General features: G+C 57.2%; 19 protein-coding genes and 4 pseudogenes. All 23 read left to right on the top strand.

Annotated elements, in window-relative coordinates; translation table 11 throughout:
- Positions 1-107: 107 nt before the first annotated feature.
- Positions 108-1,427: pseudogene (locus B5E67_RS13780) on the top strand (type IV secretory system conjugative DNA transfer family protein); the annotation flags it as partial.
- A 96-nt stretch (positions 1,428-1,523) separates the two neighbouring features.
- Entirely contained in the window at positions 1,524-1,682 is a 159-nt protein-coding gene (locus B5E67_RS13785) for a Maff2 family protein (protein WP_087385705.1), read from the top strand.
- Between the two features lie 356 nt (positions 1,683-2,038).
- Complete coding sequence (locus B5E67_RS13790; RefSeq protein ID WP_087385706.1) at positions 2,039-4,384, top strand: LuxR C-terminal-related transcriptional regulator; 2,346 nt, start codon at positions 2,039-2,041, stop codon at positions 4,382-4,384.
- A 190-nt stretch (positions 4,385-4,574) separates the two neighbouring features.
- Positions 4,575-6,017 (top strand): hypothetical protein, encoded by a 1,443-nt coding sequence (locus tag B5E67_RS13795; protein ID WP_087385707.1) that lies wholly within the window; start codon positions 4,575-4,577, stop codon positions 6,015-6,017.
- 902 nt (positions 6,018-6,919) lie between these two features.
- On the top strand, positions 6,920-7,876 hold the full coding sequence (gene mobV, locus B5E67_RS13805) for a MobV family relaxase (RefSeq protein ID WP_343286530.1): 957 nt from the start codon (positions 6,920-6,922) through the stop codon (positions 7,874-7,876).
- 13 nt (positions 7,877-7,889) lie between these two features.
- Complete coding sequence (locus tag B5E67_RS13810; protein WP_087248217.1) at positions 7,890-8,084, top strand: hypothetical protein; 195 nt, start codon at positions 7,890-7,892, stop codon at positions 8,082-8,084.
- Positions 8,085-8,116: 32 nt separating this feature from the next.
- On the top strand, positions 8,117-9,754 hold the full coding sequence (locus B5E67_RS13815; RefSeq protein ID WP_087385710.1) for a recombinase family protein: 1,638 nt from the start codon (positions 8,117-8,119) through the stop codon (positions 9,752-9,754).
- Between the two features lie 64 nt (positions 9,755-9,818).
- Positions 9,819-9,899: pseudogene (locus B5E67_RS13820) on the top strand (Maff2 family protein); the annotation flags it as partial.
- Between the two features lie 11 nt (positions 9,900-9,910).
- Positions 9,911-10,777, top strand: coding sequence for a CD0415/CD1112 family protein (locus tag B5E67_RS13825; protein ID WP_007055142.1), 867 nt, complete (start codon positions 9,911-9,913; stop codon positions 10,775-10,777).
- A gap of 15 nt (positions 10,778-10,792) precedes the next feature.
- Positions 10,793-11,044, top strand: coding sequence for a hypothetical protein (locus B5E67_RS13830; RefSeq protein ID WP_087385712.1), 252 nt, complete (start codon positions 10,793-10,795; stop codon positions 11,042-11,044).
- Positions 11,034-11,828, top strand: coding sequence for a site-specific DNA-methyltransferase (locus B5E67_RS13835; RefSeq protein ID WP_087385713.1), 795 nt, complete (start codon positions 11,034-11,036; stop codon positions 11,826-11,828). The genes B5E67_RS13830 and B5E67_RS13835 overlap by 11 nt, the downstream gene beginning before the upstream one ends.
- Positions 11,825-12,355: pseudogene (locus tag B5E67_RS13840) on the top strand (MT-A70 family methyltransferase); the annotation flags it as partial. The gene B5E67_RS13835 and the pseudogene B5E67_RS13840, both read left to right, overlap by 4 nt.
- Positions 12,356-12,410: 55 nt before the next feature.
- The gene (locus B5E67_RS13845; RefSeq protein ID WP_087385714.1) at positions 12,411-12,800 is read left to right on the top strand and encodes a PrgI family protein; all 390 of its coding nucleotides are present in this window, start codon (positions 12,411-12,413) and stop codon (positions 12,798-12,800) included.
- Positions 12,801-12,846: 46 nt separating this feature from the next.
- Positions 12,847-15,117: a DUF87 domain-containing protein gene (locus B5E67_RS13850; protein WP_087385722.1), complete on the top strand. Its 2,271-nt coding sequence runs from the start codon at positions 12,847-12,849 to the stop codon at positions 15,115-15,117.
- A pseudogene (locus B5E67_RS13855) lies at positions 15,098-16,806 on the top strand (C40 family peptidase). Before B5E67_RS13850 ends, B5E67_RS13855 begins: the two are co-directional and overlap by 20 nt.
- A 13-nt stretch (positions 16,807-16,819) precedes the next feature.
- Complete coding sequence (locus B5E67_RS13860; protein ID WP_087385715.1) at positions 16,820-17,074, top strand: DUF4315 family protein; 255 nt, start codon at positions 16,820-16,822, stop codon at positions 17,072-17,074.
- A 2-nt stretch (positions 17,075-17,076) separates the two neighbouring features.
- Complete coding sequence (locus tag B5E67_RS13865) at positions 17,077-17,868, top strand: DUF4366 domain-containing protein (protein ID WP_087385716.1); 792 nt, start codon at positions 17,077-17,079, stop codon at positions 17,866-17,868.
- A 177-nt stretch (positions 17,869-18,045) separates the two neighbouring features.
- Positions 18,046-18,414, top strand: coding sequence for a cysteine-rich VLP domain-containing protein (locus tag B5E67_RS13870; RefSeq protein ID WP_087385717.1), 369 nt, complete (start codon positions 18,046-18,048; stop codon positions 18,412-18,414).
- A 164-nt stretch (positions 18,415-18,578) separates the two neighbouring features.
- The gene (locus B5E67_RS13875; protein WP_087385718.1) at positions 18,579-19,187 is read left to right on the top strand and encodes a hypothetical protein; all 609 of its coding nucleotides are present in this window, start codon (positions 18,579-18,581) and stop codon (positions 19,185-19,187) included.
- 12 nt (positions 19,188-19,199) lie between these two features.
- Positions 19,200-19,364 (top strand): hypothetical protein, encoded by a 165-nt coding sequence (locus tag B5E67_RS15755; RefSeq protein WP_204246559.1) that lies wholly within the window; start codon positions 19,200-19,202, stop codon positions 19,362-19,364.
- Positions 19,361-19,708 carry a plasmid mobilization relaxosome protein MobC gene (locus B5E67_RS13880; RefSeq protein WP_087385719.1) on the top strand — a complete coding sequence of 116 codons (348 nt, stop codon included), beginning with the start codon at positions 19,361-19,363 and terminating at the stop codon, positions 19,706-19,708. The genes B5E67_RS15755 and B5E67_RS13880 overlap by 4 nt, the downstream gene beginning before the upstream one ends.
- A gap of 161 nt (positions 19,709-19,869) precedes the next feature.
- Positions 19,870-20,163: a CD1845 family protein gene (locus B5E67_RS13885; protein ID WP_087385720.1), complete on the top strand. Its 294-nt coding sequence runs from the start codon at positions 19,870-19,872 to the stop codon at positions 20,161-20,163.
- Positions 20,164-20,305: 142 nt separating this feature from the next.
- Complete coding sequence (locus tag B5E67_RS13890) at positions 20,306-21,652, top strand: relaxase/mobilization nuclease domain-containing protein (RefSeq protein WP_087385721.1); 1,347 nt, start codon at positions 20,306-20,308, stop codon at positions 21,650-21,652.
- Positions 21,653-21,913 lie beyond the last annotated feature (261 nt).

Below are 21,913 nucleotides of genomic sequence, written 5' to 3' on the forward strand. Positions count from 1 at the left end.
ACCAGCCGGGAAACCTTTACGGACAAGGTTGTGCGCCTTATCAAGAACGACAGCGGCGATGAAACCGCTTAAAAGCAAGATACTTTTTTCTTGTTCCTTATTGACAAAACCCGAAAGGCGGGGTGCTCTCCCAGGTGGGCTCTTTCTTACAGCGGCGCGGGTATCGGATCAAGGTGTTCAATTCCATTGATTTCACAAAATCCATGCACTATAATCCGCTGGCCTATATCAAGAATGAGGCCGACATCCTTAAATTTGTGGATGCGCTGATTTCCAATACCAAAGGCGAGGGCAAGGAGGGCGATCCGTTTTGGACGAAAGCGGAAACGCTTTTATACTGCGCTTTGATTGCCTATATCATTTTCGAGGGCCCCGCCGAGGATCGGAACATGAATACGCTGGTGGATATGATTTCCGGCATGGAAGTAAAGGAGGACGATGAAAACTACTTAAACGCCGTGGACTATATGTTCAAGGGGCTGGAAAAGCGCAAGCCGGACTGTTTTGCGGTCAAGCAGTACCGCAAATATAAGTTAAGTAGCGGCAAAACCGCAAAGTCGATCTTGATTTCCTGCGGGGCCCGCCTTGCGCCCTTTGACATCCCTCAACTTAGGGAGATTATGGCCTATGACGAGATGGAGCTTGACCGCATCGGGGATCGGAAAACGGCGGTGTTCTTTATCATTTCGGACACCACGCAGACCTATAACTTTCTTGTGGCGCTGGCCTTTTCGCAGATGTTCAATCTTCTGTGTGAACGGGCCGACAATGTTTTCGGAGGCCGCCTGCCCCACCATGTACGGGTGCTGTGGGACGAGGCGGCCAACACGGGACAGGTGCCCCAGCTCGAAAAAATCTGCGCGGTAATCCGCTCCCGCGAGGTATCGCTGACGCTCTTTTACCAGCAGTTGGCGCAGTGCAAGGCCATTTACGATAAACACGCGGAGACAATTCTCGGAAATATGGACAGCGTGGTATTCCTGGGAGGCCGTGAGGCCAGCACCATCAAGGAAATATCGGAAAACTGGCTGGGAAAGGCAACAATCTCCATGCAGACCGACAGCCGCTCGCGGGGGCAGTCGGAAAGCTACAGTCAAAATAACCAGCGGCTGGGCCGGGAGCTGATGACACCCAGCGAGCTGGCTACCATGCCCGGGGACAAGTGCATTTTACAGCTTCGGGGCCTGCCCCCGTTCTACTCCCCGAAGTATGATCTGAAAAAGCACCCGAATTATAAATACACGGCTGAAGCCGACAAACAGAAAAACGCTTTTGACCTCGACAAGCTCATAAACCGCCGCAGGCGGCCCGGGCTTAACGAGGCGTGTGAGATGTATGAGGTGGCTGTGCCGGACGATGCGCTCACGGAAGAGGACGAGGACATCCTCAACTATGACGACATCGACGATCCAGACGCCTTTGCATAAATGGGCTTTGGGACAAAGTGTCCCGAAGCTGTAACCTGCCGCCAGTGATGGCGGCTTTTTTCATGGCCGGGGAACACCCGGAGAAATGGAGGCTCTATGCAGTTCTTTTCTTCCGCTATTGATACTTTGCAGACTCTCGTTGTTGCGCTGGGCGCTGGTTTGGGCGTGTGGGGCGTTGTCAACCTCTTGGAAGGTTATGGTTCCGACAATCCAGGTTCCAAAAGCCAGGGCATGAAGCACTTGATGGCCAAGTAGTTGTAATAAAATAAGAAAGGAAAGGCACAATCCAGACGGGGCGGCGAGTAAAATTTTCAGGGGAATTGATCTCCCGTCTGATTTTTGGAAGGGCTCGGGGGTTTACCTCCGAGTCCTCCTGGTCTGACTGTCGGGCTCAGCCCTACGCTGGGTTTGTGGGCAACTCCTGCATACATTTTTTAAAAAAAGTCTGCTTTTCTGCGAACGTGCAGGACTGCTCCTTCTCACTCATACTTTCGGCTGATTTACAGCCCTTCGGGTTTGATGGTACAATGGTCTTGCTTTTAACAGGAACGCTTCTGCACCCAACTTGCAAAAATGGCCCTGCCGTTTGACAGGCCGATGAGGAATACAGGATGGAAACCTTTTTGACCGACGCCTTAAAAGAAAAATACAAGCAGCTGGCCGACCGCTGCCGGGCGGTGCTTTTCAGCGCGCCCTGCGGATTCGGCAAAAGCTGCGCCGCCCGGGCGCTGGCCGGGCTTGGCCGCACCGTGACCCTGTCGGCTCGGGAGCCGGGCTTCTCGCTGCCCAGCCTGAAAGAAAAGTGGAATACCTTGATCCTGGACGACCTGGAGGAGCTGGAGGACGAAGGCGCTCAGCAGGCGCTCTGCGGATTGCTGCGGAGCTGCCGCAGCCACCGGGTCCTGCTGCTGAGCCGGGGCCCGCTGCCCGGGTGGCTTTTGCCTTTTCAGACGACCGGTGTGCTGGGGGTTCTGACAGCGCAGGATCTTTTGCTGGATCGGGGCGCCGCGGACAAGCTTTTGCAGGCCCATGGGGTTTATCTCTCCGCCAGTGAGCTGGCCGCCATTCATAAGGAGACCAATGGCTATCCGCTGGCGCTGGAACTGCTGGCCCAGCACCTTGAGCGGGGCGAGGCCTTTGCCGCAGCCACCTCCGACGCCGTCCGCCAGGAAATTTTCTATTATTATGAAGAAGCAGTCTTTCGCCGGATGGAAAAAGCAACCCGCCGCCTTCTGATGGAGCTGTCCCTCTTTGAAACTGTCACCCCGGAGCTGGCCCGGATCGTCACGGGGGACCCCCACGCCAATGAGCGTCTGGTTGGCCTGCTTCGCCAGACCAGCATGATGCACCTGGAAAAGCTGGGCAATTACACCTTCTGGCCCATCTTCCGCCGGTTCCTGCAATGGGAGCTGGACCAGAAATACACCAGCGACCAGCGCTGCACCCTCTGTGACCGTGGAGCCCTCTACTATGAACTAAACGAGGATTACGGCTCTGCACTGAAATTTTATACCCAGAGCGGGAACAAGGCCAAGGTTGCCGACCTGCTGGTCAAAAATGCCGGCCTCCACCCCGGCATGGGGCATTATCTCGAGATGGAACCCTATTACCGGGCCCTGCCCGAGGCAGAGGTGCGGGAGAACCCGGTTCTGATGCAGGCCATGAGCATGCTCTGTGCCCTGGAGATGGATTACGCCGGGTCGGAGCGGTGGTATGCCGCGCTGAAGGAGTACCGGGCCAGAGCCGCAGGGGCCGATGCCCGGGAAGCCCGCAGCCGTCTGGCCTGGCTGGACATTGGCCTGCCCCAGCGGGAGGTGGAGGGGCTGACGGAGCTTTTTCCCAGGCTGTTCACCCTGCTGAAAAACCGGGAAATTTCCCTGCCGGCTTTCTCTGTGACCAGCACCCTGCCCAGCCTGATGAACGGCGGCAAGGATTTTTCCCCCTGGAGCAAGCGGGACACCCTGCTGTACAAGACCATTCGGCTGCCGGTGGAGGCCGCGCTGGGCAAAGACGGAGTAGGCCTGGCGGACTGCGCCCTGACCGAGAGTTTGTTTGAAAAGGGCGAGGACGTCCGAAACCAGGCCATGAAGCTGCTGGCTATGCTGGAGCACATCCGGCGGGAGGGTACGCCTGACATGGAATTCGCAGTGGTGGGGCTGCTGGCCCGGGTGCAGATCGACGCCGGGCGGGCCCAGGACGCCCGCGAAAGCCTGCTGGATCTGCGGGAGCGGTTCATTCGACAGGAGCAGACCCGGTTCTTGCCCAACCTGGACGCTTTTGTCTGCCGCATTGACATGATGCAGGGCAATGACGCCGCCGTGGCCCTCTGGTATCGGGACAAAGCCCCCCGCAACCCCCAGTATCTGCAGACCCTCAAGCGGTATCAGTATTTTACACAGGCCATGGCCCAGCTGGCCCTGGGGGACCCCCAGGGGGCCCAGGTCACCCTGGCCCCGCTGGAACCTTATTGTCAGCTCTGCCGGAGGCACATCGACGGCATCAGCCTGAACCTTCTGCGGGCGGTGGCGGAATACCGGCAGAACAGCCCCGACTGGAAACCCCGACTGGCTGCCGCGCTGGACGCGGCCCGGGAGTTCGGCTTTGTGCGGACGGTCAGTCAGTATGGCGGGGCTGTGCTGCCCCTGCTGGAACATACCACCTGGGACGCCGACCCGCACTTCCTGGCGCAGGTGGTGCGCAAAGTCCGGAGGCAGGGAGCGTATTACCCCCAGTTCCTCTCCCCGGCGCAGCAGATGGAAGCCCCTCTTTCCGAGACAGAGCGCCAGGTGCTGCAGCTGCTCTGCGCCGGGAAGAGCAACGCCGAGATCGGCCAGGCTCTGCACATCAAGCTGCCCACCGTCAAGACCCATGTCAGCCATGTTCTGAAAAAATTGAAGATCTCCCGCCGAACCCAGGTCAGGGACGCGGCCCAGCGGCTGCATTTCATCGACCTCTGAACGCCCCGGGCGGCGTTGGATCGAAAACCGCAGAAAAAAGTCTTCCCTTGAAACGGCAAAAAACGGCGTAATGCGGATTCTTTTTTGCACAGCTTTCGCTTTCTAATACTTTGGCATGATTGATGCAGGGGCTGATTTCTGATACACTGGGGCCAGTGAACAAATTCACAGATCGCAAGGAGAAATGAGTATGCAGATAAGAAAATGGCTGGCGCTGCTGGTTTCAGCGGCCCTGGCCCTCAGCCTGCTGGCGGGCTGCGGCGGCGGCAAAGCTCTGTCCCAGGTAATTTTGGACCTTTTGGACGGCCAGTACGCCAACGTCGCCGTCGAGATCGACCCCGATCTGGAGGCCGACCTGCGCCAGGCGGTGCATGAGGGCGAAACCGAGGAGGAAATCCGCGCCGCCCTGGAAAAGATTCTGGGCAGCGGGGTGAGCTTCCGCCTCATTGGCGATGGCCAGCAGGGGGACAGCGCCTGGAACCTGATTTTGTATCCGGGCAACGACCCCGCCGCCGCAGCCCGGTCCGCCTTCACCGAGTGGAACAAGGTCTTCGGCTCCCTGCCCAGGGACGGCCAGTACAGCGCCGGCCTGGCCATGCTCGAGACCGAAAACGGCTACGCCATCCTGGTCCAGGCTACCGTGGAGCAGCCCGGGAGCCGGGACGATGGGCCGGACGACCTGGTGGTCAAGGGCACCGGCTTCACCTACAACGTGACCAAAAAGACCATCACCGTGGAGCTGGACAGCAAAGGAATGCAAGAGCTGTTTTTCAGCAACCCCGACACGAAGGTGGAAGCCGCCCGCAACAATGGTTTTGAGGATATCATCATCACCCTGAAAACTGGCACCTACTCTGTCAATGACACGTTTAAGATGCCCTTTAAAGGCACCCTGCAGGGTGAAAGCGGAGCCACCATCACCCTGACCGGCGGCTCGGGCCTGTTTGCGCAGATTGCAGACGACGGCACAGTGGAAAACCTGAACATCACGGTGGCGGACACGATCAGCAACGGCAGCGACAGCGGCAAAGCCGGCGCAGTGGCGGGCGTCAACAACGGCACGATCAGCGGCTGCACAGTGACAATCGACACCAGCGGCAGCGTCAGCGCCACTGGCGACAAACGCGCCGGCGGCATTGCGGGTTGGAATAAGACCAACACCATAGAGGGCACCTGCACTGTGACCGATGTTTTTATCGAGGCTGGTGCTAGTTTGAATAATGCCACCATCCACGCCGGCGGCATTGTGGGCACCAACGAAAGCGGCAGCGTAAGTGGCACCTGCACAGTCAGCAACTGCAAAATCAATGCTCAAAGCACCGGGTATGGCGTTGCCTACGTCGGCGGCATTGCGGGCTTCAACTACAAAGGCAGCGTAAGCGGCGGCAAGGTGGAAGATGGCACCACCGTCTCCGCCACATGTGGAGCAGATGGCATTGCCTCCGCCGGCGGCATTGTGGGCTACAACAGCAGTTTGGAAGGCGTGGACGACAGCTCTATCGACAACGACACCTGCACCATCACCGCCACGGATGGCGAACCGACTAAGGCCTCTGATGAGATCGGCGGCGAGGGCGGCGACCCTGGGTCTGGCGCCTTCGCCGGCACCAAGATCGGCTACCAGGCCAGGTGATGACCTAACCCTCACCCCCTCCCCGCCCGGGAGGGGGTTTTTGCGCCTGGGGCCCGGCCCGGGATGCCGGGGGCGCCGCACAGAGAGGAGCGGGTCCCTTTGAATGGTTGGTACAAGGCGCTGGAAGATCGCATCTGGCTCACCCAGCTGGGCCTGAATATCCTGCTGCCCCTGGTGCTCTGCCTGGGGGGCTGCTGGTGGGCCGGTTTGGATTTTAACCGCGGCCCTGCCCGCTGCGCCGGCCCTTTGCGCCGGAAGAATCCAAAGAAACCGCGCCGGGGTTTCGTGGCACACGACTTTCATAGAAAGAAAGTCTAGTGTGTTATACCTTTGTGCAGCAGACGGCGGCTGCGTGGGGCAATTCCGCCCGGGTCTCCTGACAACAAGGTGCCCCTGCAGGGCAGCATAAGTGACAAAGAAAGGCTGACAGTTTGTGCCTAAAAGCACAAGCTGCCAGCCTTTTGCTGTCTGCGGAACAAAGGTATAGAATGCCCCGCCGCAGCGGCACAGTCCAAAAAATTTTTGCAGGAGTTCCTGAATGGTTCCGATTTGCACCCTGATTTACTCCTATTAGTGAAGGGACTTATAACCTGGACAGGACCGTACATAGGAGAACTTGCCCTTTTTGCTGTGTACGTATGTACCGCTTCTGTACATACGTACATAGCGAAAACCCCAAAACGCGCTATATACGCAATTCTTTACGCCACTAAAATGCTTATTTCACAAGCACACAGGTTCGCCCAAGTTGCTACAGTGAGGTGATGTTCAAAGTGAGCACCACCTCGATCATCAAAACCTATCCATCTACATGAACGAAAGGAGTTTTACTATGCCCGTCATCAATACGATTGAATTGCCAAAAAGGAGGGCCGCCCTTGAGCCAACCACAATATGCCATCATGCGCTTCGCCAAGTACAAGGGGCCGGAGATCACCAACATCGAAGCCCACAACGAGCGCAGAAAAGAGAAGTACGCCAGTAATCCCGATATTGACCTTTCCCGCAGCAAGAACAACTTCCACCTGATCGAGCCGCCCCAGCGTTACCGGGCCGAAGCCGAGCGGCAGATCAGTGCCGCCGGCTGCCGCACCCGGAAGGACAGCGTTCGGCTGGTTGAAGTCCTTTTCACCGCCACACCGGAATTCTTTCAGGGCAAGAAGCAGTCCGAAATCCGGCAGTACTTTGAAGAAACGCTCCACTTCCTGGAGCAGTATCAAGCCAAAGAGACAATTATCTCCGCCGTAGTGCATATGGACGAGAAAACAGCCCATATGCACCTTTCTTTTGTCCCTCTGACGCCAGATGGGAGACTCAGCGCCAAAGAAATCGTAGGCAACAAAAAGAAGCTGAGTTGGTGGCAGGACAAGTTCTGGGAGCACATGGTCAAAAAATACCCCGACCTGGAGCGCGGCGAGAGCGCAAGCCAGACGGGCCGCGACCATATCCCGCCTCGTATCTTCAAGGAGATGACCCGCCTGACCAAGCAGCGCCAGAAGCTGGACCAGCTGCTCGCTGGCATCGGTCCCTTGAACGGCAAGAAGCGGGCCGCCGAGATTTCCGAACTGCTGGACAGCTATATCCCGGCCGTGGAGAAGATGCGGACCCAGCTCAAAAAGTACAGTACGGCCTTCACCAATACCAGAGCCGAGAATGAAAAACTCAAACGGAAAAACAAAAAGCTCTCGGAGTCCCTGGACGAGGCGACCCATGAGAGTGTTCTGAAGCAGCTGAAAGATGCCAAGCTCCAGCGGGAGTATCAGGAGGCTCTCGCAATTCTGGAGCGGATACCGCCGGAGGTCCTGGCAGAGTATGCCCATCCCAAAGGACCCAAACGTGAGAACAACCTGGATGTGTGAGGAGGTGGGGCCTATGACCAAGAGCAAGACCAAAATTTCTGTTACGTCGATCTTTGACGGCAAACAGGATGCGACGGATGTTTTTGTAGACCTGATTGCAAGCAAGTATCAGCAGGGGAGAAAGATTTATCTTGTGAAGGAGGAAGATTTTCGATATACTGTAGATAAGGTTCCAGATAACCGAATTCCGTCTGGATTGTGCGGGTAACGGTTATGATGAACACAATGATGTATGATGCAATGGGCGCAGCTTTTGCGGGAACGTACCGGGCAGCCATTTATTGTCGGCTTTCCAAGGACGATGACCTGCAGGGGGAGAGTGCCAGCATTGCAAACCAGCGTGATATGCTGGAACAGTACTGCGAAAAGCAGGGATGGGAGGTTGTGGCAGTTTACCAGGACGACGGCTTCACCGGGCTGAACATGGAGCGGCCCGACCTGAAGCGGATGCTGAAAGCCATTGAGCGCCGGCAGATCAACCTGGTTATCACCAAAGATTTGAGCCGTCTGGGCCGGAACTACCTCCAGACCGGCTACCTCATCGAGGATTTCTTTCCCCGCAACGGGGTGCGGTATATCGCCATGAATGACGGGATCGACACCATGCGGGAGAACAACGACATTGCTCCCTTCAAAAACATCCTCAATGAGATGTACAGCAAGGACATCTCGAAAAAGGTGCATTCCTCGTATCTGCTGAAGGCTCAAAAGGGTGAGTTTACCGGCTGCGTCGCGCCCTTTGGTTACCGGAAAGACCCGGACAACAAGAACCACCTTCTGGTGGACGAGGAAACGGCCCCCATTGTGCGGCAGTTGTTCGCGTGGGCGCTGGAAGGTCACGGTCCCAACTTCATCCGGCGCAGACTGGAGGAGCAGAAGATGCCCTGTCCCACCTGGTGGAATCGCCAGCGGGGCCTGCGCAATACCTTTACCAAATGGGAGAAGCAGGACCCCGAAAAGGGGCGGTATATCTGGGACTTCACGGTTATTAAGGACATCCTGACCAACCCCGTTTATACTGGCGCGATTGCTTCCCAGAAGAAGGAGTATCGCTTCAAAATCGGCACCATCGGGGAAAAGAAACCGGAGGATTGGATTGTGGTCGAAGGGCAGCACCAGCCCATCGTTGACCGAAGCAGCTTCGAGATTGTGCAGGAGAAGCTGCGGTCCCGCCAGCGCCCCAGACAAAACGGGGAAGTGAGCCTGTTTGCCGGGCTGCTGAAATGCGGCGAGTGCGGCAAGGCCCTGACCATCCGGGCCACCAACGCCAAGCACCCCCAGCAAATCTACGCCTGCAAGACCTACAACGCCTACGGCAAGAACCATTGCACCCAGCACCGGGTGGAATATGACGTGCTCTATGACCTTGTGCTGCACAAAATCCAGGAGTGCGCCCGAGCTGCCCTGCGGGATGAAGCCGCAGTTGCTGGCCGCTTATCTGACAACTGTATTGCCGAAGGCAAAGCCCAGCGCGAAGCGCTGGAACACGCCCTTGCCAAGGACGAGGAGCGGGTCGAGGTACTGGACAAGATGGTGCTGCGGCTGTACGAGGACATGGTTGCCGGGCGGATCAGCGAAGCCAACTTCAATCTCATGCTGGACAAGACCCAGACCGAACAGGCTCAACTCAAGGAACGCATCACCGAGGGCCGCAAGAAGCTGGCGGACGAGCTTCAGCTGGCCAGCGATGCGCGCCAGTGGTCTGAGGCTATCCGGGCGTATGCCGACATCACAGAGCTGGATGCTGCCACCATCAACCGCCTGGTGAAGGAGATCGTGGTCCACGAGCAGATCGACCCCGACCGGACCCGGCACATCACCATCGAGATCCATTTCAACCTCAAACCCATAGCAGAGGCGGAGCAGGTCACCGCCTGAATCAAAATTAAATCGTTTCTGACACACCGCCGCCGGTCATTGAGCTGTGACTTCCACCTATTTGGGGGTCAATCAGCTGATGGCCGGCGGCGGCATCATCCTGCTGGGTACTACGCTGATCCCTCTGCTGTCCGGCCTGTTTTAAGGTAGCGGCTTATGGGATTTCTCACCGACTGGCTGACCGACTGGCTCAAAAGCCTGCTCATTGAAGGCATTTTAGGCAATCTGAGCGGCCTGTTTGATACGGTAAACGCCCGAGTCGGGGAGATTGCGGGAGAGGTGGGAACAACCCCGGCGGCATGGAACGCCGGGGTTTTCTCCCTTATCCGCCAAATTTCCGAAACGGTAATTTTACCGATTGCCGGGTTAGTCCTAACCTATGTGGCGGTGTATGAGCTCATTCAAATGCTCATAGACCGCAATAACTTACACGACATCGACACTTGGATGTTTTTCAAGTGGATTTTCAAAACGGCGGCGGCCATCCTGATCCTCTCCAACACATTCAATATCGTCAACGCGATTTTTGATGTGTCGCAGAGCGTGATTGCAAGCTCGGCGGGGGTGATCCAGGGCTCCACGGATATTTCGCCGGATATGCTGGCGGATTTGGAGGCCACGCTGGAGACAATGGGGCTGGGTTCCCTTTTGGGCCTGTGGCTCCAGTCGATCTTTATCGGCTTTACCATGACCGCGCTGAATATCGTGATTTTCGTTCTGATTTATGGCCGTATGCTGGAAATATATATGCTGACCAGTTTAGCGCCCATCCCGGTGGCTACCCTGTCCAACCGTGAAATGGGGAGCATGGGGCAGAATTATCTGAAGTCCCTGTTCGCCATCGGTTTCCAGGGGCTTTTGATCCTGCTGTGCGTGGGCATCTATGCGGTGCTCATTCAAGGGATCGCCACAGGCGGAGATCCCATCGGCGCAATATGGGGAGCTGTGGGCTATACAGTTCTGCTCTGCTTTATGTTGTTCAAAACCGGAACGATTTCAAAAAGCATCTTTGGAGCTCATTAAAGAAAGGGGTGTTATATGCCGAGAAGATATGGGCCCGACGGGACGCGCCTGTGGTATGGAAAAGCGCCGGAGGACTTTAACGAGGCGGATGTTGCCCGCTTTATGGCGGAAACGGAGGCCATTTTACAAAAGCGGGAATTGCTGGGCGGAAGGGATGACGCAAAGACGATTGCCCAGCAGTTAGCCGAAGGGCGGGCGCAGGCCGCCCGTGAAAACGCTGCCCGCCCTGTCCCGGCAAAGGGCAAGGAGGCAAGGGATGACCGATAAGGCGGCTTTGGGACAAAGTGTCCCGAAGTCCCCGGACTGCCCAGAGGGGCTGTTTCTGATGGACGGCATCGAGGGCCTGCGCTCCCTCCCCCGTCATTCGGTGGATATGCTTTTGACCGATCCGCCCTACGGCACTACCCGCAACTTTTGGGATGTGCCGTTGCCGCTCCCGGAGCTGTGGGAGGCGGTGAAATGGGCCGTCAAGCCGAAGGGTGCGGTGCTGTTCTTTGCTCAATGCCCCTATGACAAGGTGCTGGGGGCCTCCAACCTCTCCATGCTCCGCTATGAGTGGATCTGGTACAAGGAGCGTGGGACGGGATTTCTCAATGCAAACCGGGCTCCGCTGAAAAAGTCGGAGAATATTTTGGTGTTCTATCAGAAAGCCCCACTTTACAATCCGCAGTTTACTTACGGCAAGCCGTACAGCCGTGTCCATGCCCGCAGCGGCACCAGCCCGAACTATGGAAAATTCGAGCGGCAGAGCTCCGAGTCCAGCGATGGGCGGCGCTATCCGGGAAATGTGTTGTTTGTCCCTACGGTAACGGGCGGCATCCATCCCACGCAAAAGCCAGTGGAGCTGTGCGAGTATTTCATCAAGACCTACACCCGGCCCGGCGAGCTGGTGGCCGACATCTGCGCGGGCTCCGGCACAACCGCTGTTGCCGCCCTCAACATGGGCCGCAGCTTCGTCTGCTTTGAAACGGCTCCGGCCTTTTACGCCGCCGCCAGTGAGCGCATCCGCGTGGCGCGCTCGGCGGTGGAGGCCGGGGAGAAAGGAGTTTGATTATCGGAGACTATTCTATCATTTACGCCGATCCTCCCTGGCAGTACCAGCGGAGCAAGGTACAGGGGGCGGCGGAAAATCATTATCCCACAATGGGGATTGACGAGTTATGTGCGCTCCCGGTGGCGGATCTGGCCGCCCCGGACAGTGCGCTTTTTTTGTGGGCGACTTTCCCCCAGCTCCCCGAGGCTCTGCGGCTGATTAAGGCGTGGGGCTTTCAGTATAAGTCCGTGGCTTTCGTCTGGCTGAAGAAAAACAGGAAGGCTGATAGCTGGTTTTACGGCCTGGGCTTTTGGACGAGGGGAAATGCGGAGGTCTGCCTGCTGGCAACAAAAGGGCATCCGAAGCGGCAGGCGGCCAATATCCACCAGTTTATCATTTCCCCCATTGAAGCCCACAGCAAAAAGCCGGACGAGGCCCGGGAAAAGATTGTTGCACTTATGGGCGATCTGCCCCGGGTGGAGCTGTTCGCAAGACAGACGCCGCCCGGCTGGGATGTGTGGGGAAATGAGGTAGAAAGCACCGTCCCGGACTTTGGGACAAATTGTCCCGAAGTCTCCGGGGCGAGAAAGGAGGTTTCTCATGCCCTATGTAAATGTCCCGAACGACTTATCCAAAATCAAAACGAAGATGGCGTTCAATTTGACAAAGCGCCAGCTTATCTGCTTTGGCGGGGCGGCGGCCATCGGCATCCCGTCCTACCTGCTGACCCGGGAGCCACTCGGAAATACCGGAGCCATGTTCTTAATGCTGGCCGTCATGCTCCCGGCGTTCCTGCTGGCGATGTACGAAAAAGACGGGCTCCCCTTTGAAAAGGTGGTGCACAACATCATTCGGGCCAAATTCCTGCGGCCCGGGGTTCGGCATTATCAGACAGAAAACATTTACGCCCCGTTTACCGGGCGGGGCGCTGTGAGAAAGGAGGATGCGATTGCGAAAGGCAAAAAGCAAAAACAGTCCCGGAAGGGGTAACAGCCGGACGGCCCTGTCCGTCCAGCAGACCATCCCCTATCTGGCGATGCACCCGGACGGGGTGTGCAAGCTCCCCGGCGGGCTCTATACAAAGACCGTGGAATATGAGGACATCAATTATTCTGTGGCAAGCACCGAGGATCAGACGGCCATTTTCGGCGGCTGGAGCTCATTCCTCAACTACTTTGACAGCACTCTGCCGTTCCAACTTTCATTTATCAATCGCCGCTCCCATTCCAGGAGCCGCTACAAAGTAAACATTCCCCAGGCGGATGATGATTTTAACAGCGTTCGGGAGGAGTTTACCGGGATGCTGAAAAATCAGATCGCCAAAAGTAACAACGGCATTGAACGCTCCAAATACATCACTTTCGGCATACCCGCCGAAGGGATCGCGGAGGCCCGCCCCCGCCTGGAGCGCGTGGAGGCCGATGTGATGGGCAACTTCAAGCGGCTGGGCGTTCCCTGTGAGCCGATGGACGGGCGGGCAAGGCTGGCCTTGCTCCACAGCCAGATGCACCCGGGAAACCGGGAGCCGTTCCACTTTTCGTGGAAGGACATTCCGCAGACCGGGCTTGGCACAAAGGACTTTATCGCCCCGGACAGCTTCGACTTTAGGCAGTCCCGCTCGTTTCGGATTGGCCAGTATTGGGGCGCGGTGTCCTACTTGCAGATTTTAGCATCCGAACTCTCTGACAAGCTCCTTGCGGAGATTTTGGAGATGGATGCGGAAATGACGGTTACGCTCCATATTCAGACAGTGGATCAGCTCAAGGCCATTAAGACCATCAAGGGCAAAATCTCCGACATCGGCAAAATGAAAGTGGAGGAACAGCGCAAGGCGGTGCGGGCCGGGTACGATCCCGACATCCTGCCGCCCGACCTCATTACATTCAGCAAGGACGCGGCGGAGCTTCTGGCCGACCTCCAGTCCCGCAACGAGCGGATGTTCCTGCTCACTTTCACGGTGGTAAACTTTGCCCCCACCCGCCAGCGGCTGGAAAACGATGTTTTTACTGTGGGCGGCATCGCGCAGAAATACAACTGCTCCTTAAAGCGTCTTGACTGGCAACAGGAACAGGGCTTTGTGTCCTCGCTGGCTCTCGGCTATAACGAGGTGGAGATCCAGCGCGGCATGACTACCAGCTCCACGGCGATTTTCATTCCCTTTATGACAAGGGAGCTGCGGATGGCTGGGCAGGCCCTCTACTACGGCATGAACGCCCTTTCCCACAATGTCATCATGGCTGACCGAAAAAAGCTGAAGTCGGCCAACGGCCTTTACCTGGGCTCTACCGGCTCGGGAAAATCTTTTGCCGCAAAAAGGGAGCTCTTAAATGTGTTCCTTGCCATTCCCCAGGATCGGATTTTGATTGTCGATCCGATGGGGGAATATGCCCCGCTGGTTCGCAGGCTGGGCGGCCAGGTGATTGAGATTGCCCCAGACAGCCCCCACCACTTAAACCCGATGGATGTGGAGCTCAATATGACCGCCGGGGAAAGCCCGCTCTCCATGAAGGCGGATTTCCTGCTTTCCCTGTGCGAGTTGGTGGTAGGCGGCAAGGACGGCTTACAGCCCATCGAAAAAACGGTGGTTGACCGCTGTGTGCGGCTGGTCTACCGGGAGCAGGCCCTGGGGATTGCCACGGAAAAAACGCCGCTGTTGCAGGACTTGTACGAGGAGCTTTTGAAACAGCCGGAGCCGGAGGCCCGCCGGGTAGCAACGGCCCTGGAGCTCTACTGTACGGGCTCTCTCAATCTCTTTAACCATCCGACCAATGTAAAAACGGACAGCCGGGTGGTGTGCATCGTGCTCAAGAACATGGGAGAAAACCTCCGCAAGATTGCCATGCACATTACAAACGAGTTTGTCTCCCAGGCGGTGGATACCAACTTTCGGGAGGGCGTGGCGACCTGGTGCTACTTTGACGAGTTCCATGTCCTGCTCCGCGATCCTCTGACCGCCAGCTACTTTGTTGCGATCTGGAAAATGCTCCGCAAGAAGGGCTGTGTACCCAGCGCACTTACACAGAATGTGAAAGACCTTTTGGCCAGCCGGGAGATTGAGAACATTCTCGACAACACGGATTTTATGATCCTGCTGTCCCAGGCCCAAAGCGACCGGGTAATCCTTGCAAAACAGCTCGGCATTTCCGAGCATCAGCTTTCCTACATCACCCACTCCAATTCCGGCGAGGGCCTGCTGTTCTATGGGAATGTGACCATCCCCTTTGTGGATCGGTTCCCGAAAGGCGAGATTTATAACCTGCTGACTACCCGCCCGGAGGATGTGAAGAATGAAACGAAAACCGAATAACAACGCGGGCCCAGGGCCCAGGGAGGCGGCTGGGGCCGCCGATCCGGGCGGAACTGGTGCAGAAAGCGCCGGGGGCACTTCGGGACAAAGTGTCCCAAAGTCAAAATTCCGGCAGAAAAGCAACCAGGAGAAAGCGGCGGCATCCAAACTCCGCATGGAAAAGCGCGGGGAAAAGCTGGATCGGGCAAAGGAAAAGCTGGCAAAACAGAAGCCGCCCAAAAAGCCGGGCCCAGTGAGGCGTGTGGGCCGGGTGGCCAGCGGCTCCGCCCACAGCTTTGTGCATGGGAAGATTTACGAAAACGAGCATGAGAATGTGGGCATCGAAGGGGCCCACCGCTCCGAGCTTGTGGGCGAGTCTGCCCTGCGGCATGGCTCCCGGTTTGTGAAGCGGAAAATCCGGGAACATCCGGCGAAAGCGGTTCAGAAGGCGGAGTCCCGGTATATCAAGGCCATGGCGGATTATCACTTTCATACCGCCGCCCAGGAACACCCGGAGCTCTCCAAAAACGCCTTGTCTCGTTTTTGGCAGAAGCGGCGGCTCCGCAGGCGATACCAGAAGCAGGCAAAGGAGGCTGCCAAACACGGAGCCCAGGCCGCCGGGAAAACGGCTGTTACCACAGAAAAGCTGGCGGCCCGGGCGGTGGGCTTTGTCAAACGCCATCCCGTGGGCTGTCTGCTGGCTCTGGCCTGCGTCCTGCTTGTGCTGGTGATGCAGTCCTGTTCTTCTTCTCTTGTTACGCTGGGAAACAGCACCATCGGCGCGGTGGGTGCCAGCACCTATCCTTGTGAGGACGGGGATATGCTGGGAGCCGAAGCCGCCTACTGTGGTTTGGAAGCGGAGCTCCAGGACTATCTGGACAGCTACGAAAGCACCCACGACTATGACGAGTACCACTTCGACCTGGACGAAATTGAGCATGATCCCTATGTGCTTCTTTCCCTTTTGTGTTCGCTCCATGAAGGACAGAGTGGACGCTTGACCAGGTGGAGGGCTCTCTGCAAACGCTCTTTGACAGCCAGTACATTCTGACCGAGGATGTGGTGGTGGAGGTACGCTACCGGACGGAAACCCGCACCGACAGCGAGGGCAACGATTACGAGGTGGAGGTTCCCTACAATTACTATATCTGCTATGTGACGCTGGAAAACAAAAACCTGTCCCATCTGCCCGTCTACCTGTTAAGCGAGGATCAGATGTCCCGATATGCCATCTATATGGCAACGCTGGGAAACCGCCCGGATTTGTTCCCCGGCTCCGAGTATGTCGGCAAGTACACCGAACCGCCCGAAGGGTACGAGGTGCCCCGGGAGTATCTGGATGACGAAACATTTGCCGCCATTCTCTCCGAGGCCGAGAAATATATAGGCTATCCCTATGTGTGGGGTGGCTCCAGTCCGGCCACATCCTTTGACTGCTCGGGCTATGTGTCCTGGGTAATCAATCACTCCGGCTGGAATGTGGGCCGCCTGGGGGCCCAGGGGCTCTATAACATCTGTACGCCGACCAGCAATCCGCAACCCGGCGATCTCGTCTTTTTCAAGGGCACTTATGATACGCCGGGGGTGAGCCATTGTGGGATTTATGTGGGTGACGGGCGGATGCTCCACTGTGGAAATCCCATCGGTTACGCGAACCTAAATACAAGCTACTGGCAGTCTCATTTCTACGCCTACGGGCGTTTACCATGATTGGAGGTTATACATGGCAACGGCAAAAAGCATGAAAATCCAGGCTGAGATTGATAAGGTCAAGGCCAAAATCAGCGAACAGCAGGCCCGGCTGAAAGAATTGGAGCAGAAAAAGCTGGAGGCGGAAAACAGCGAGATCGTGGATATTGTGCGGGGTATGAGCATCCCCCTGGCGGAGCTCCCTCTGCTGTTTGAAAAGCTGAAGGGCGATGGTACTTTGGGACAAAGTGTCCCGAAGTCCGAGCCCGGCGGGAAGGAGGAAAACTGAATATGAAACGATGGAAGTCTTTGACGGCGGCGCTCTGTGCCGCCGTTCTTTTATGCGGCGTTTGCGCTGTCCCGGCCTTTGCCTATGCAGACGGCGGTGAGGGCGAAAACTATGGCGATCCCACCATGACCGAGGAAACCACGGCCCCGGAGCCGGAGCCCACCATCGAACCGGGCGAGGGCTTCTCGGAGGAGGGCAACCTTGTTACCCGCGATCTGCTCTATGACGAGTACACCAACAAGCAGTTTATCACGGTGCAGACGGCGGGCGGAAACACCTTTTACATTGTCATTGACTACGACAAGCCCGTGGACGAGGAGGGCGAGCAGTATGAAACCTACTTTTTGAGCATGACGGACGAGGCCGATCTGCTGGCTGCGGCGGAGGCTGCCGGGGTGGAACAGGCCGCCTGCTCCTGCTCTGAAAAATGCGCGGCGGGGGCTGTCAATACGGATTGCCCGGTCTGCTCCATCAATATGACCGAATGTGCGGGCGTTGAGCCGGAACCCGTGGAAACGGAGGAAACGGAGGAACCTGCCCCGGAGGAGGCCGAGCCGGAAACTGGCGGCAATATGGGGATGCTTCTGCTGGTGCTGGCCGTGGCGGTGATCGGAGGCGGGGCTGGCTGGTACTTTAAGATTTACCGCCCGAAACACCAAAAAGCCGCCGAGCCCGAGGAGGACTACGGCGGGGAGCTGGACGGCTATGACGGCGAGGAACCCTACGGGGACGAGGACGATGACGGCCCGCCCTGGGACGAGGAGGACGATGGCGGAGAGGAGGCTGACAAGTGAGGTTTACCAACAGCCCCTTTGAAAAAATGATGAAGCAGAAGCCCCATCCCCAGGCTCCGGCCCCGGCAAAGCCGCCCAGGGGCTCCCGGTGCTCTGGGTGTCCCTACTGGCGGGGCATCCGCTGTGTGTCCTGCTACCGGGAACTTTTGAAAGCCCCGGCTGGCGGGAGGTGAGGCGATGTCCCGCGAACTTACCCGGGAAGAAAAAGCGGCCATCCGCTCTCTTGTGGTAAAATGGTGCGCCAACTATGACCGGGAGTGCGGGTGTCTGCCGCTGGACTGTGAGTGCTATATGCTGGGGAAATGCTGGACGGGCGCATACTGCCGCTATTTCCGGGAGGCCGTCCTGCCCCTTGATCCGGCGCTGGAGGCAGCTCTCTTGACCGAAGGGCCCAGGCCGGATTTCAAGGTCTGCCCGGTCTGCGGCGGGCCTGTTCCCCCGGATCGGCGGCAGGCGTACTGCTCGGCGGCCTGTGCAAAGAAAGCCCACCGCCGCCAGCAGAGGGAATATATGCGGAAAAAGCGGGGCTGGGGTGTTGACAATTAGGCCCCTTAAAACCCGCTTGTATCAAGGCTTTCCGGGGGCTGTTTTGGGGCGGGCCGTATCAGAGTATGGCCTGCCCCATTTCGACCCGGATGCTGTCAACATTTATGCTGTGGCGCTTTGGGACAATTTGTCCCGAAGTGCCCGCTTTTTAAGGAGGTGCTACTTTGGAAAGCAATCAAGGCTATGTGATCCGGCAGTCTGTTTTGTTTGACAATGGCCGGGGCTTTGCGATGGGAGAAAATTTCAAGGCCCCTAATCCCTTTGTGACCTGGCAGTTTACCCAGGAGGACGGGAAACGGGACTACTATTGGGGCCATTACTTCAACGAGGAATGTGAAGCCATCGGGGACTATAACCGCCGCGTGTTCAGCTATGAAAAGCAGTATGGCGTTTCCCGGCTGGAAACCTCCGGCCCGGATTTTTTCAAGTATTACTCTACCCAGCGGCCCGTGGATATAGCTACCTATCCCCGCCCGAAGAACAACCTGCCTGTGGCTCATCTCAACTACAACGCCCGCCAACCTGTGGAGGGCGAGTCATTCCGGGCATGGGGTGAGCTTTGGTATCTCCACCCGCTGACAGAAAAGCAGATGGCCGATTATGAGCTGCGGCCCGCCCATGACAATCCCGAAGGCCGTGAACCTGTGCCGGAGCGCGGTGCGGCAAAGAAGCCGACGATTGCCGAGCAGATGAAAGAGGCCGGACGCAAGGCCCGGGAACAGCGGGCCGCGGATGCGCCGGAAAAGAAAGGCCCCAGCCGGGACGACAGATAGGAGGTCTGTGTTATGGAGAAAAAGCGAGAACAGGAACTTACTGACCAGGAGGCCATGCGGCTTTACCGGGAATTTCATGCCCCGATCCCCGCAAGCCCCCGGGATCGAGAGAAGCCTTTAGACAAGGTAAAAGAGCCGCCCCGGGCCAGCCGCAGTCTGGAACGGGAGGAACGATGACAAAGAAACGCCGCCGCCCGATCAATCTCCATGTGATGGTGTCGGAGGAGGAGCAGACGCTGATCCGGGAACGCATGACCGAAGCGGGCATCCGAAACATGGGGGCCTATATGCGGAAAATGGCGTTGAATGGGTATGTGCTCCATGTTGACCTTTCGCCCGTCCGGGAGCTGGTGTCGCTCCAGCGGCGGTGCTCAAACAATCTCAATCAAGTGGCAATCCAGGCAAACACCTACGGCGGGATCTATCCCGAGGAAATCAAAGCCCTGCAACGGGACTATGAAAAGCTGTGGGGGCCGTTGTCCGAACTTTTGAAAAAACTGTCTGCTATTGTGGAGCGTTAGTCCTGCCGGGGAGCGGTTTTGCCGTTCCCCGGCTTTCACTACTTCGGGACACTTTGTCCCGAGGTGCTGAAAGCCGGAGGCATCCTTGTTGTCCCTCCGGGACAGAGGTATAATAGTCATATAGAGGTAAACCATCAACAAAAATAAGGAGGTATCAAGCTATGCGGATCATTCTAAAAATCATCGCGGCTCCTGCTGTGCTGGCTCTTACGCTGATTGTCGCACTCCTCAATTTCAGCGTTTCCCTTGCGTCCTGGGTGCTTGGCATCCTGTCCCTTATCCTTGCAGTGTGCGGCCTGTTCGAGCTGTTCATTCAGAGCAATCCACAATGGGGGATCACCGGGCTGGTGCTTGCTTTTCTGCTTTCTCCTTTCGGCCTGCCCGCCGCAGCCGAGTGGCTGGTCTGCAAGCTGGATGATCTCAACTACTCGTTAAAGACCTTTATTGCGGGATGATGCTTTGGGACAATTTGTCCCGAAGTCCTTTGCGGCGGCTGGAGCACAGCCGCCGTCTTTTTTTCAGAAAGGAGGCGCGGCTATCGCTACAACCTATATCCGGCCCTACAAGGTAGCGGCAGGAAAAACTGCTGTCCAGACGATGGAAGATCGGTTTGCCTACGGGCTCAATCCGAAAAAGATAGGAGCTGTGTCTGCCTACCTCTGCGATCCGGCATCGGCCCCGGCTGAATTTCTTCTGACCAAAAGCCAGTACCAGGCGGAAACGGGCCGGGCCGTGGAGCGAGGGGCCCTGTTCTTTCAGATCCGGCAGGCGTTTCCTCCCGGTGAGGTCACGCCGGAGGAGGCAAACAAAATCGGCTATGAAACAGCCATGCGCTGGACAAAGGGCAAGTACCAGTTTTTCGTTTGTACCCACATCGACAAGGGCCACATTCACAATCACATTTATTACAACTCCACGGCCCAGGATTGCTCCCGGAAGTTTCATAACTTCATCGGCTCCAGCTTTGCGGTGCGGCGGCTCTCTGACCGGGTGTGCATCGAGCATGAGTTGTCGGTCATTCAAAATCCGAAACAGCACAGCAAGGGCCGTTTTCTCCACTATGGCCAGTGGATCGGGGAAAAGCCGCCCTCTGCACAACAGCGGGTGCGATGGGCCATCGTGGAGGCCCTGGAGAAAAAGCCAGCCGACTTTCCGGCGTTCCTGCGGCTTATGGAGGAGTCCGGCTTTGCGGTGAAGCATGGACGGGGCGGCGTGATCTCGTTCCTGGCTCCTGGGCAGGATAAGTACACCCGCCTGCGGGCTTCTGTCCTGGGCCCAGGCTTTGATCCCGATGACATCCGGGCGGTGATTGCCGGGGAGCGTCCTATCCCGGAGATCCCGAAAGACGGCCCGGCTCCGCCCCGGCGTGTCAATCTGATTATTGATATTCAAGAGCGCATGGCACAAGGCAAGAGCCCAGCCTATGCGCGGTGGGCCAAAGTTTACAACCTCAAACAGATGGCCGCCGCACTCCAATATCTCAAGGAGCATAAGCTCACAGACTATGAAGAACTGGCGGCCAGTACCGAGGCGGCGGTGGATCGCTTTCACGCCCTGGCTGTGGAGCTTCGGGAAACCGAAGCAGCCCTCTCCCATACAGTACAGCTCATGGGGGCTACAGTGGATTTTGCAAAAACCAGGCCCGTATTCGATGGCTATAAGGCGGCCCGGTATAGCAGAAAATATCTGGCCCAGCATGAAGCGGAGCTGGCCGCATACCGGGCGGCGAAAGCTGCCATGAATGATCTTTTAGGCGGGGCGAAGCTCCCGAAAATGGACGCGCTGAAAAAGGAGCGCCGGGAACTCTCTGAAAAGAAAAAGGCCCTCTATGCCAAGTACCGCAAAGCCCAGGCGGATATGCGGCAGGCCGTTGCGGTCAAGGCAAACATTGATTATCTGCTCGGCCATACGGGCGGGCGGGAAAATAAGGCCCAGGAGCGTTAGCCCGGGCCGCATCCAACAGGCGCTTGCGCCGGGACTTTGGGACAATTTGTCCCGAAGTCCAGCGGGTTTGGGGAGCTCCCCAACAAGCATTTTTGCGGGCCTGCGGCCTGCAAAAATTTCGGAGTGTGGCCACACCCGAATTGCTTGCCAGTCTTATCCCGAATTCGGGATAAAAGTGGTTATACCGAAAGTTGGATTATCCCGAAACCTTATTTTTCAGCCTGTTTCCATGCTGATTTCGTTCAAAAAATTCGGGATAAC

This window comes from Faecalibacterium sp. An122 (assembly GCF_002160895.1).
In the GTDB taxonomy this organism is placed as follows: Bacteria; Bacillota; Clostridia; order Oscillospirales; family Ruminococcaceae; genus Faecalibacterium.